General features: G+C 45.5%; 11 protein-coding genes. 3 read left to right on the top strand and 8 right to left on the bottom strand.

Annotation, left to right across the window (positions count from 1 at the left end; genetic code table 11):
- Positions 1-154 precede the first annotated feature (154 nt).
- Complete coding sequence (locus tag M3661_RS12075; RefSeq protein WP_175560783.1) at positions 155-979, top strand: undecaprenyl-diphosphate phosphatase; 825 nt, start codon at positions 155-157, stop codon at positions 977-979.
- Between the two features lie 114 nt (positions 980-1,093).
- Here M3661_RS12075 and M3661_RS12070 read toward each other — a convergent pair whose 3' ends face one another.
- From M3661_RS12070 to M3661_RS12050, 5 genes are all read right to left on the bottom strand, one after another.
- Entirely contained in the window at positions 1,094-1,375 is a 282-nt protein-coding gene (locus M3661_RS12070) for a barstar family protein (RefSeq protein ID WP_251485225.1), read from the bottom strand.
- The gene (locus tag M3661_RS12065) at positions 1,372-1,863 is read right to left on the bottom strand and encodes a ribonuclease domain-containing protein (protein WP_251485223.1); all 492 of its coding nucleotides are present in this window, start codon (positions 1,861-1,863) and stop codon (positions 1,372-1,374) included. Before M3661_RS12065 ends, M3661_RS12070 begins: the two co-directional genes overlap by 4 nt.
- Before the next feature lie 243 nt (positions 1,864-2,106).
- Positions 2,107-3,867: an ABC transporter substrate-binding protein gene (locus M3661_RS12060; protein WP_251485221.1), complete on the bottom strand. Its 1,761-nt coding sequence runs from the start codon at positions 3,865-3,867 to the stop codon at positions 2,107-2,109.
- A 377-nt stretch (positions 3,868-4,244) separates the two neighbouring features.
- Positions 4,245-5,264: a stage V sporulation protein AD gene (gene spoVAD, locus M3661_RS12055; protein WP_251485218.1), complete on the bottom strand. Its 1,020-nt coding sequence runs from the start codon at positions 5,262-5,264 to the stop codon at positions 4,245-4,247.
- A 31-nt stretch (positions 5,265-5,295) separates the two neighbouring features.
- Positions 5,296-6,159 carry a DUF421 domain-containing protein gene (locus M3661_RS12050; protein ID WP_072730830.1) on the bottom strand — a complete coding sequence of 288 codons (864 nt, stop codon included), beginning with the start codon at positions 6,157-6,159 and terminating at the stop codon, positions 5,296-5,298.
- Between the two features lie 163 nt (positions 6,160-6,322).
- Here M3661_RS12050 and M3661_RS12045 point away from each other — a divergent pair, with 163 nt between their 5' ends.
- Together M3661_RS12045 and M3661_RS30265 are read left to right on the top strand one after the other, a co-directional pair.
- Positions 6,323-6,529, top strand: a complete 207-nt coding sequence (locus M3661_RS12045) for a DUF1657 domain-containing protein (protein WP_021253804.1) — start codon at positions 6,323-6,325, stop codon at positions 6,527-6,529.
- A gap of 150 nt (positions 6,530-6,679) precedes the next feature.
- On the top strand, positions 6,680-6,808 hold the full coding sequence (locus tag M3661_RS30265) for a hypothetical protein (protein WP_285852996.1): 129 nt from the start codon (positions 6,680-6,682) through the stop codon (positions 6,806-6,808).
- Positions 6,809-6,895: 87 nt separating this feature from the next.
- On the opposite strand, the gene M3661_RS12040 is transcribed toward M3661_RS30265, so the two are convergent.
- From M3661_RS12040 to M3661_RS12030, 3 genes are all read right to left on the bottom strand, one after another.
- Entirely contained in the window at positions 6,896-7,645 is a 750-nt protein-coding gene (locus M3661_RS12040) for a M15 family metallopeptidase (protein ID WP_251485216.1), read from the bottom strand.
- A gap of 236 nt (positions 7,646-7,881) precedes the next feature.
- Positions 7,882-8,505 carry a 50S ribosomal protein L25 gene (locus M3661_RS12035; RefSeq protein ID WP_065292055.1) on the bottom strand — a complete coding sequence of 208 codons (624 nt, stop codon included), beginning with the start codon at positions 8,503-8,505 and terminating at the stop codon, positions 7,882-7,884.
- Between the two features lie 287 nt (positions 8,506-8,792).
- Positions 8,793-11,972, bottom strand: a complete 3,180-nt coding sequence (locus tag M3661_RS12030; RefSeq protein WP_251485214.1) for a glycoside hydrolase family 10-like protein — start codon at positions 11,970-11,972, stop codon at positions 8,793-8,795.
- Positions 11,973-12,044: the final 72 nt, after the last annotated feature.

Genomic DNA, 12,044 nt, shown 5'->3' with positions numbered 1-12,044 from the left:
ACATTCATTTGTAAATCATTTGTTAACACACTACATATTATGTAAACTAACACTACCACAATGTGCAAGATCGCTATATAATACAATCTGTGCTATGCACATTCTATTTTACAGGCCTTACATAGGAGAGTGACTATCGTTGAATTGGTGGGACATGTTTGTTGGATTTATATTAGGCGTGGTAGAAGGCCTGACTGAGTTTGCTCCGGTCTCTTCGACCGGGCATATGATTCTAGTGGATGACTTTATGCTTCATTCAAAAGAGATATTTAGCCCTCAAATGGCGAATATGTTCAAAGTCGTGATCCAGCTTGGCTCCATCCTTGCAGTTGTCGTTGTTTTTTGGGATCGATTTTTCCAACTGCTTGGGTTGAAGCGTGCTCCAATTGATCCAGAGCTAGGTAGAGCGGGACATTCCAGATTGAAGCTCACACAAGTGCTCGTTGGATTAATTCCAGCAGCAGTGCTTGGATTACTGTTCGAAAAGTATATTGATCAATACTTATTTTCCATCCAGACTGTGCTGATCGGCCTTGTGCTCGGAGCAGTGCTCATGATCGCAGCAGACTGGTTCCGCCCTGCGAAGCCAACGGCAAAGACGGTGGATCAGGTAACATACAAGCAAGCATTTGGCATCGGCTTGTTCCAATGTCTTGGTCTATGGCCAGGATTCTCCCGTTCTGGCTCTACGATCTCAGGCGGGGTACTGCTGGGGATGAGTCACCGTGCGGCTGCTGATTTTACATTCATTATGGCCGTACCTGTCATGGCTGGAGCTAGCGGATTATCCCTGCTGAAGCACTGGAAGGATTTCTCCATGGATGCACTGCCGTTCTTCATCGTCGGCTTCATTAGCGCATTCCTATTCGCTCTCATCTCTATCCGCTTCTTCTTGAAGCTGATTAATCGAGTGAAACTCGTACCATTTGCTATCTATCGCATCGTATTGGCAGCCGTTATTTATTTTGTCTTCTTGTAAGATAACACATGGGACATATACAAAAACAAGCCTTTGACCATATTGTCAAAGGCTTGTTCACTGTTATAGGCTTCTATATTCATTTATGATGTCTTATTCCCTATCTGCCACACATTACCGTGTGATCTTCACCTTGAATCCATCCAACTCAGCTTCTGCATCTTGGAACAAATGCAGCACCTGCTCGCAATACTCTCCCAATTGCCTTTTGCTTGCCTCATAATGGCTCCAATGGATTGTTAACGGACGTGCAGATGATTCCGTCAAGCAATCCCACAGCGCATCCAGATTACGTCCATAATGTTCAGGGAGCTCTAATTCCTTGCTGAGGACATCATGCAGCTTCGTACGCGAGGTTAAGAGTCGCCCATCCAATTCAATAATTTGTCTTGTCATCGCTCTCCATCCTTCCCTTTCATCTGCTGGAATGTACCATAATGATCCTCTGTTTTATAGATCAGCCCGTCATTCGAGAAGAGAAGACGATCTTTGCCGCGGAATCCCTTGGAATAGTTCATATCTGCCTCATACCAAATGCGCCCCTTCTTCTTCGGCAGCTTGCCTTCCCGATTGCGGAAGATATCTCCGCCAATGCTCTTGCCTGGAGCTACTTCATTTAGATTGCCTTCCTTCGCATTCCAGCCCAGCTTCTCTGCATCCTTCTTCGTAATGAAATTATCAGGCAGAGAATGATGCTTCCGTATATAACTCGCCACTTCCTCGAAGTCTGTAAGGGGCTTCGATTGGGCTGGTTCGTTTGTTTCTACTGTTGTCGAAGGGCGATCTGTCGCAACCTTCTTCTCATTTCCAATCTGTGTCGTGCCGCAACCTGTCATTACCATCAAGGTAAGGAACAGGACGAACAGCGATTTCATCCATCTCAACGTATAATTCCCTCCATATGTCTTTCTACAGCTAATGTGATCAGACACTATTGTAACATGAATGAGCCATTAGAATAAAATTCTCGTACTCCTAGTTATGAAACGATATCGGGGCAAAGATTTGAATACAGGAAAACGCATAGATGATTATCATATAACGAACAAAATCATGTCTATTTGTTAACATCAAAAAAAGAAAGTCCAGCAAATTGCTGGACTTCCCGAGATCATCATCATGTTCGATTATTGAATTTGAATAGTAGGAAGAGAATAAGTGAAATCGTTGTAAGGCGACATATCGAAGCCTTGAACACGAGCGTTCGTTGCGAACATATCACGACGTTGGTACATGTACATCAAAGGAAGATCTTCGTTCAACTCTTTATAGATTGCATGGAAGATTTCTTTACGCTTCTCAACATCGAGAGTCGAACCTGCCTGCTTGAACAAATCATCGATCTTCGGATTGCTGTAGCCAATTTCGTTCTGGAAGCCCTTCGTTGTGAATACACCCTCCGAAGATTGCGGATCTGGTGTCAATCCATATGCCATGAATAGCATGTCGAAGTCGCCCTTCTTTTTCTTGTCGATAACGGCGTTGAACTCCATTTGGTCAGCGACGAACTCAATGCCGAGATCGCCGAAGTTCTTCTGAGCGACCGGAATGATTGCATCGTTAACTACGTTAGGCGTAGATGCTGTGAAGTGGATGACGAACTTCTCGCCATTCTTCTCTCGCTTGCCGTCAGCGCCGACTTTCCAGCCAGCTTCGTCAAGCAATTGCTTCGCCTTCTCCAGATCGAAGTTGTATTTCGTTACATCGTCCGTGTAAGACCAGGATTGCTTCGATTGTGGAACATCGATAACGTCTGCATAACCTTGGTATACCGCATCGACGATTTCTTGACGGTTCAAGCCGTATGTCAACGCTTGACGAACACGCTTGTCCTTGAACTTATCTAGCTTGTGGTTGAATGCGATGTAGCCGTAGCCATTTGTACGGTACAAGGTAGTATCCAAGAAGCCCATTTCCTTCAATTGCTCCACTTGATCTTTGGATACCGCTGGAGCATCCATATCCGTTTCACCTGTTTGCAGCAATTGAACGTTTGTTTCATCGGTTGTAAATTTATAGATCAGCTTCTCAACCTTAGGCTTGCCCAAGTAGTAGTACTCATTCGCAGTAAGCTGCGCTTCTTGTCCTGCTACGAACTTATCCAGCTTGTATGGACCAGCACCGACTGGTTTCGTGAACAAGTCAGGCATGTAGCCAAGGTTGCCTTGCTTATAGTCCTTGCCATAGTATGCTTTGGACATAATCTCTTGTGTACCGATAGCAGCTAGTGCTGTCGCGCTTACTTCTGTAGTTGTGAACTCGATCGTCAACGGATCGATTACCTTGATCCCTTCGATGGAAGATACTTTGCCATCGCGGTAGTCTTGTCCACCCTTAATATGTGCATCCTTCACGATATCAGCCGGACCGTCGTAGGATTTATCATGGAAAACAGTGAACGTGAATGCCACGTCTTCTGCCGTAAGAGGTGTTCCGTCGCTAAATTTCAAGTCTTTCTTCAGCTTGAATGTATATTTCAAATTGTCAGGAGACACTTGATACTCTTCCGCCAATGCTGGCTTCACTGTACCATCTTTATCATATTGTAACATCCCTTTGAACAAGGAACGCATAACGTATACATCATATGCAGATTCCGAGTAAATTGGATTGAAAATACCTTTCGGAGCTGTAATACCGATAATCACCATATCTTTACGGTTGTTCGCCAATTCTGGAGATTTGGAAGTATCCGTTGCCTTAATTACACCCTCAGAGACGATTTCGCCTTCTCCAGCCGCATCATCTTTCTTCTCTTCTTGGCTAGAACCTTGCTCATTCGATTGTGCATTCTTCTCTGGTTCCTTCGCTTTGTCGCTGCCGCACGCAGACAACGCGATCGATACAGCAAGAAGCGTACTCAAGAACAAACTCCACTTCTTTTTCATACAAAACTCCCCCTATTTCTGGAATAAATCCAATGATGTGATGTTTTTTTATGCACTATTTTAAACATGGAAGCAGCAGCAAAAAAACGAGATTTCCGATTGTTCTCCAAATGATTTTTTGCATATATATCCACTTACCATAAATAGGCATCTCAATATTTCTCACTATACTACTTTATCTATTTTATTTTGTAAAGTAGTTTTTTAGATTTTCTTGCAGGAGTAGTCGTGGAGAGGATTTTCATGCAGATCGATATTCCCACGGAAGACATATGAATAATTAACCATATGTCTGAAAACAAAATACATTATTACATAAAAAGGGATCTTGATATACAAGATCCATAATAGTAATTATTTGTTGTGATATTATCTTCTTACTCACCTTCCGAATCCATCTCAATGGATACGGCATGAGCAATACATGGTATGCTCTCTCCTTGTTGATAAGAGAGTGGCGACAACAGCGAACCAGTGGCCACAATTAACATTCGTTTCAATTGTCCTCGAATCATCCGCTTCATCAAGTGCCCATAGGTGACAACAGCAGAGCAGCCGCAGCCGCTCCCTCCCGCTTGTACGGCTTGCTTGTTGCGGTCAAATATCATTAAGCCGCAATCATCGAACACGGTATGCTCCATCGATACCCCGGACTGCCTCAATAAGTCTGAAGCGATAGGATGGCCCACGGCTGACAAATCCCCGGTTACGATAATGTCGTAATAGCTGGCCTCTCTCCCGGTGTCTGTGAAATGCGCCCGCAAGGTATCCACTGCGGCTGGCGCCATAGCCGCCCCCATGTTGAACGGATCAGTTATACCTAAGTCAATGACTTTCCCTATTGTAGCGGTGGTTACCCGCGGCCCACTCCCGCGATTGCACAATACCGCAGCGCCTGCTCCGGTTACGGTGAATTGTGCAGTAGGCGGCTTCTGCGAACCGTACTCCGTAGGGTACCGGAATTGCTTCTCCGCTGTGCAATTATGACTGCATGTTCCTGCAAGAGCATAATGCGCATTGCCGGAATCAATAATCATCGCTGCAAGCGCAAGTGATTCCATGGAAGTTGAGCACGCACCGAATACGCCAATGTATGGAACAGACAGAGTTCGAGCCGCGAAGCTGTTACTCGTAATTTGGTTCATCAAGTCCCCACCGATAAAATACTCGATATGGCTTGTGTTAACGTTCGCTTTCGTGATCGCAAGACTCGTTGCTTGTTCAAGAAGCTTGCGTTCTGCCTTCTCCCAGCTTGTCTCGTAAATATCAAGCTGTTCGTGGATCAAATCATAATCAGCTGCAAGCGGCCCCTTTCCTTCCTCAGGCCCAACAATGGCCGAAGTGCCTATAATATAAGGTGCTCGCTCAAATTTCCATGATTGCTTGCCAATAAGCATGTAACCACCTCGCTATGTCGCATACCTTCGATTATTGGATGAGTAATGGTCGTACCTTCTCAATAATGTGCTGCATCGTGCGAGAGCACTGTCCATACATTTGTTTTGCCTTCTCATCTTCCGTTGACAGACAGAACATTTCCAGATCAGCTTCGCACTTTTTCATCGTTGCTAAAGTATTAGCCCTCTTCTGCGGGACCGTAACTTTAATTTGATCGTTGAACAGATCGACATACAACTCTCCGAAACTGTCCACTTGTGCCAAATATACATCTTGAACAGTCTTCACGCCTAGCGCTGTCAACTGTTCGCTCAACCACTTATTATCACGGCCAATCGTAGCAAGCGGCTGCTCCATAACCTGCCCGTCCATAATAACGGCTTGCGGTTCATACTCAGGAGCGACCTTAATCCCTAGATGTTTTGGAGTAAATGGCATATTTTCGCTTTTGAGCAAAACACTTACATCACCGCTTGATTCCATCATCGCAAATTCAACATCAGCCACTTTGAATACATCCTTCTTTCGAAGCAGCAGCAGCAATTCATCGGAGGTCAGACGTTCCTTTTTCAAGTTGTCTTCAAGAATTTTGCCGTTCTTTATCAGAACTGTTGATTTTCCGTCTATCCAATCCCGCATCGTTTTACTCTTCAGTTGCAAGAATTCAATGCCGAACGAGACCGTAACCCATACACCCAGCGACACAAGCCCAAGATACCAGTTGTCCTCTAAATCCAGAGAAACATAAGCAGCTAGGCTTCCGATCGTGATGCCGGTTATGTATTCAAATACGGATAATTGGGTGACCTGGCGCTTCCCCAGCATTTTGGTCAGCAGGAATAAGGTTACGACTGCAACCAAAGTCCGAAGCATGATCTCCAGCCAAAGTGGCATCATACATCCTCCTTGATAAGAAAAAGTTCCAATCCACTACGTCATTATTTGTAGATGCTCATGATTTTATGAAGTGAGTTAATTTAATTATTAGAGGTATGGCCGCTCCTCTTTCGGGACACATTATCCTCTGTAGTTCGGAGTAGGAAGGGAGGTGTACAGCATGACAGTTGGATCTCAAGTGAAAACATGCTTAGCTTCGTTAAAAGGTGTACAAGCTGACTTGGAGTCTTTTGCATTGGCTACTCAGAACCAAGAAGCAAAGCAATTATATACGAATGCCGCAGAGCAAACGCAGCAGATCGTCGACCAAGTGGAAAACCGAGTGCAGCAATTAGAAACGGAGGAGCCTCAATATAAAGGCTTCTAATCCTAGCAGAACATACAAGCCATGCAGGAATTGCATGGCTTATTTACATAACAGACGTGATGTAACCCGTCAAACGTCCAATCACCTCCACAGCTTCCTTCATACACTTATACGGTAATACATCATATCCAAACGAAAGGGGATCTGAACATGTCTGATGTAAGAGGCTGTGGAAGCTGTGGAAGCTGCGGTTTCGGTGGATTTGGCTTTACAAGCACTGGCGTTATCTTGGTACTTTTCATTTTGCTCGTAATCATAAGCCGTTCTTTCTGGTTCTAAGAGCTGGACCCAGGCGACCACCCAGGCATTGCTTGGGTGGTTTTCCTTTTGCCATCGACGTCGTTATCCATTCTACAGAGCAGACCACTACGGATAAGATGAATCATAATATTCTTCCAGCGTGATCCCCCGTGCTGTCAATAGAGCGGACAATTTCTTCCCAACATAACGGATATGCCATGGCTCATATTGATATCCTGTAATATGCTCTTTTCCTTTTGGATACCGAACAATATACCCATATTCATGTGCATGATTCTGCAGCCATTTTGCCTCTTTCATGTCCGCGAAGCAAGCTTCCGCTGCACATTTTCCATCACTACGCGTGAGGTCTACGGCGAGCCCTGTCTTATGTTCGCTATGTCCCGGCTCCGCACAATACAACTCCGCATTTTTCTTGCCATAACGCCGTACATTGCTATGATATATGGCCGTCTGAGCAGCATGCGATCGGTAAGCAGATACACCTGCCAAATAAATACCGTCTTGTCTAGCACCAGCGATTAGCTGCTCCAGAGCTCTAGCTGCTTCCTTGCGCAATTTGCGCTTATCTACTCGCTCGTCAAAAATAAAGGGTGCGTTTGGATAAACCAGATCATCTGGCCGGTAATCAAGAGGGAGTTCGTGAAATTTATTAACGAGGATCCCGATACTGCCGATTCTAGCCTTATCCATTTTGACGTTACGTTCAATTGGAGTCTGATGCATCTTCAACATCGTATGCTGGAATGACTTCAAATCATCCAGCTGCATCGCGACAACATTGATTGCTTGTCTTGGATGAAGAGCGTTCATCTGTGTATCATTCACCGTCATTCCATATCTTGGGTGTTCCATCCCTTGTATCCTGCAGCTGCAGCATAATGGAATCAACAACAGCATGGACATTACTCGTGCAAATCGCAATCCATCACCCCCATCGCCTATCGTTAGTATGGATCGATGAGACATGATTCATGTGAGCCAATTATCAGTTGTATGCATGAAAAAAGAGCCTGCTTTATACTCATCCATTCGCACTTTGCAGACTCTTCATTCTGTTTATATTTAATTTAGTTAAATGAAATAATGTGCTATACTTCCACAGAAGCCGGTACTGCTGTTGCCGCTTCTGATTCTTCATCCTCTACCTCTTCAATGCCCCGCTGTGTAACAATGGAAACCAATAGCTCATTCTTATGGGACAAGAGATGGATATGTTCTGGAATTTGCACGTCTTCCACCAACATCTTACCACCTATGCCCAAATGGGAAATATCCACTTGAAACACGGAAGGAAGATGTGCGGGCAGACCCTCGATTTCCAAACTTGTTTCTTGCGTCTGCAAAATACCGCCTTTTTTGACCCCAGCAGGTGTACCGATATATTCTATAGGCACATGAATACGTATTGGGTGATTTGCAGATACCTGTTGGAAATCAACATGTGCATAAGCACCATCTTGTTTGACAACGTCTTTGATTAGCGCTTGGACTGGCTTCATGCCTTCCACCTGCAGTTGGAACACTTCTGTCCGGCCAACATGTGCAAGCTTGACGAAGTCTCTTGAATCAACATGCAATGCAGTACTCTCGATATCCGCACCGTATACGACGCCCGGGATCCGGCCTTTCTGACGTAATTCACGAAGGGAAGAGCGAGTAAAGTCCGTTCTTCTCTCTGCTTTCAGTTGATAAGTTTTGCCTTGTGCGTTCATATTGAAACTGCCTCCTTGTAGCAATCCTCTCACTTCACCAGAGTGGCGTCCTGCGATGAGTGTTGCAGGACATGTCTATTATTAACCTCGTTAATCTTATTTGAAACAATTTTTCATTATTTTTTCGCAAATTTTCTGAAAATAACGATTTAGCCTGATCGCAACTCCTTTTCTGTCATTTCACATAAACAATGCCAGCATTCGCAAGGAACACTGGCACTGTCTCTCGTATGCTTCTATTTGCGCTGAATATGCTGTAACGAATATCGTGATGTGATATTGTCCGACTACTTCTGTGACACTTTGATTTGCATTGTGCTCTGCAAGAAACTTCCATACTTTGCGGTCACAACAGCGGTACCCGATAGATTCGCCTTCACCGTGCCTGCCTCGTTAATGGACAACACCGAAGGCTGATTGGATGTGAAGCGAAGATCATTCGTCAACTCCACTCGATTCCCACTCTTGCCAACTCCGAACACCTTCAGTTGCTGTTGTTTCCCCGCTGTCATATTCGTATCGCCCTTCAACTCAATTGAGACAAGCGGTTCATTCCAGATCCATTTGGATTGGCTAGGCATACTCTCGTTGTGCAGACGGTCAGCCGCCGTAACCGCATAAGTATATTGTTTGCCTAGCTCACCTGTCGTATCAAGGTAAAATTGATATGCGCCGTTTATTTTACGTATAGTCTTCACGATTTGCTTCGGATCATTGACATTAATCGACTCGCTGCCCTCAGCCCGATAGATCACATAGTAAGCAGCCGAACTGTTCGTAACCTCCTCCCATGACAGGTGAACTCCTTTATCGGTGACATGTGCAGTTGTAAGCTTCGGTGCAGATGGAGTATTGGCTGGAAGCCACGGCATCTCTGGCACAAGCGCTTTATACCGGTAACTGTCCCCGCTTAGTCGATCCTTCAACCCAAGCGGATTATTGAGAATATCGACGGTGCTGAAATGCATGCTCCCCTTCACCGTATCGAAGTTGAGCAGGTATTTCAATTGATTCGGAAGCTCATCGGGATTGAGCCAGGCTGGCGTGTTCGGATCATTCACCTTATAATCGGCATGACCGATATAGAGCTGTGTATGTGTTCCTTCTGTTTCCTTCACCCACCAATCCACAAGCTTCTCGAAGGCTGCAGGAGTAAAGCCAAAATACCAGTATATCTGTGGCGTAATGTAATCAATCCATCCCTTTTGAATCCACAAGCGTGTATCTGCATAGAGGTCATCATAATTCTGAACCCCAGCTGTTGTATCGGAGCCTGTCGGATCCGTTACTTTGTTGCGCCATACGCCGAATGGGCTAATGCCGAATTTCATATAAGGCTTCGCCTGCTTCATTTCTTTGGACAATTCCTCAATGAAGGTATTCACATTGTTGCGTCTCCAGTCCGTAATATCGGAGAAACCAGCTCCATACTGCTGGTAGGTCGCACGATCAGGGAACTCTACCCCGTCTACCTTATACGGATAGAAGTAATCGTCGAAATGAACCGCGTCAATGTCATAATTGTTGACGACCTCCATGATGCTGTCCATCACGAATTGCTTCGCTTCCGGCACCCCTGGATTGAAGTAGAGCTTGCCGCCATAAGATACTACCCAATCTGGATGCAATCTTGCAGGATGGTTGGGAACTAACTTATTGATATCTGGCTGCATACTTACACGATACGGATTGAACCATGCGTGGAATTCCATATTGCGCTTGTGTGCTTCATCAATCATGAATTGAAGCGGGTTATAGCCAGGATCCTTGCCCTGTACGCCAGTGAGCCATTCCGACCAAGGTGCATATTTAGACGGATAGAAGGCATCTGCAGTCGGTTTAATTTGCATCACAATAGCATTCATGCCTGCTGTTTCTAATTCATTGAGAAGATTTACAAAGTCTTGCTTCTGCTCTCTTTCCGTAACTACGCCTTCACGCGGCCAATCAATATTGACGACGGAAGCAATCCAAGCTGCTCGCAATTGCCGCTTAGGCAGGATTGTATCCTTGTTCACGACAAGTGTGAAATCAGCAGTCTTGCCTCCGTAAGCAGCAGTTATGGAGCTGATGCCTACTTGAAGAGCCATGACGTTCCCACTAGCATCTATCGTTGCATTGTGCGGCTGACTGGATTTGAACACAACGCCTGTCGATACTTCTGAGAAAGAGCCATCGGAATAGTATGCTGTTACCTTCCCTTGCAGCGACTCGCCGATAGTCATTGCACGCAAGCCGGTCAGCTCAAGTCGTTCCAGCTTCGGCTGAGGCACGGATACCTTCAATTCGTAAGCGGAGGAGAGTTCGCCATATACCGCCCGCATAACAGTCGTTCCATTCGCTTGTGCAGTGACCATACCAGCTGCATCAATGGAAGCAACCTCGGGATTGCTGCTATTGTAGCTAACTCCTTCTAGCATGGATACAGGCTTCGCAGCACCTTCATATCGCGCAAATGTATGGGTCTTCACGCGCTCACCAATCTCCATAGCTGGTGCTCCATACAAGTTCAACTGCTGAATGACTGGAGCGGCTTGGCTGACGACTACATCAACTACGGATTCTGGTGCTTGCATGTAGCGTGCCGTTAGTCTCGTTCGTCCTTCGGCCACAGCAGTAAGCGTATTGTCTGGATTTACAACGACAATGGAAGGATCATCACTGATAAGTACGGCTTCCTTCGTCACATCTACTTGTTCTGCTTCGCCAGCAGAAGTCGCTAACACCTGAACCCGTTTTGTCTCTCCTGCCTGCATAGGAGGCAAGCCGATCATCGTTAGCTCATATATACTTGTCGATCCATAGAGAGCTCGCAGGCTATCAAAATAAATAGCGCCGCTATTTTTATTCCGATCATTCGTTTCTACTACATAGAGCTGATTCAATTTGATAGGCTGAACAAGATTAGTAGGCAAACTCGCAGTAACGTACCGCCAGCCATTCCAGCTGAGCCCGTTGCTAGTAGTAAAGTCAATCGTTGGCTTAGCTCCGCTGGCATCCTGCAGTTGACTTCGCAGCCAGTGCTTATTTCCATCCCCATACACCCACACTCCGATTGAAGATGGATATCCTTTTATCTCACGCCCTACTCCCCCAGATGCGTTCAAGAAATTCAGATAAGCCGCTGATGTTCCCGTCGTTTCCGTGAAATCATAGGTGAGCTTTACTGCATGTTCATCATGTTGTACCGGTTCCGGTCGTGAGGTTAGAACCGCCTTAACAGAACCAGGGACTGCTCTTACTGAGGTTGCAGACAGCTGTTGAAGCTGCTCGAAGTCTTCAATAATCTGGGATGAAGCCGTACTGCCTGATGCGAGCGGTTCTGCCTGCGCTTCAGATGACGATAAGGATGAAGAGGATAAATCAGAGGAACTCATTGCGGAAGCGTTTACAATTGTGCTGAACAAAAGCACGACCGACATCATCGACATGAGTAAAATACGAGCCCGGTTCCTTGCAAAATACAATGTTAATTCCCTCCCTTTGGATATCGAGTAATGAGAACATCATCGTATGTCGACTCTAGATGAATGAAATTT

Origin of the sequence: Paenibacillus sp. MER 180, from assembly GCF_023713665.1 — a bacterium.
GTDB lineage: Bacteria > Bacillota > Bacilli > Paenibacillales > Paenibacillaceae > Paenibacillus_B > Paenibacillus_B suaedae.
This window is presented reverse-complemented; position numbering and strand designations above follow the sequence as displayed.

What these genes read in the sequence shown, in the direction of transcription:
- M3661_RS12045 (WP_021253804.1), top strand. Translation starts at nt 6,323, where the DNA reads ATGACAGTTGGATCTCAAGTGAAAACATGCTTAGCTTCGTTAAAAGGT.
- M3661_RS12060 (WP_251485221.1), bottom strand. Translation starts at nt 3,867, where the DNA reads ATGAAAAAGAAGTGGAGTTTGTTCTTGAGTACGCTTCTTGCTGTATCG.
- spoVAD (WP_251485218.1), bottom strand. Translation starts at nt 5,264, where the DNA reads ATGCTTATTGGCAAGCAATCATGGAAATTTGAGCGAGCACCTTATATT.
- M3661_RS12050 (WP_072730830.1), bottom strand. Translation starts at nt 6,159, where the DNA reads ATGCCACTTTGGCTGGAGATCATGCTTCGGACTTTGGTTGCAGTCGTA.
- M3661_RS30265 (WP_285852996.1), top strand. Translation starts at nt 6,680, where the DNA reads ATGTCTGATGTAAGAGGCTGTGGAAGCTGTGGAAGCTGCGGTTTCGGT.
- M3661_RS12070 (WP_251485225.1), bottom strand. Translation starts at nt 1,375, where the DNA reads ATGACAAGACAAATTATTGAATTGGATGGGCGACTCTTAACCTCGCGT.
- M3661_RS12040 (WP_251485216.1), bottom strand. Translation starts at nt 7,645, where the DNA reads ATGGAACACCCAAGATATGGAATGACGGTGAATGATACACAGATGAAC.
- M3661_RS12075 (WP_175560783.1), top strand. Translation starts at nt 155, where the DNA reads ATGTTTGTTGGATTTATATTAGGCGTGGTAGAAGGCCTGACTGAGTTT.
- M3661_RS12035 (WP_065292055.1), bottom strand. Translation starts at nt 8,505, where the DNA reads ATGAACGCACAAGGCAAAACTTATCAACTGAAAGCAGAGAGAAGAACG.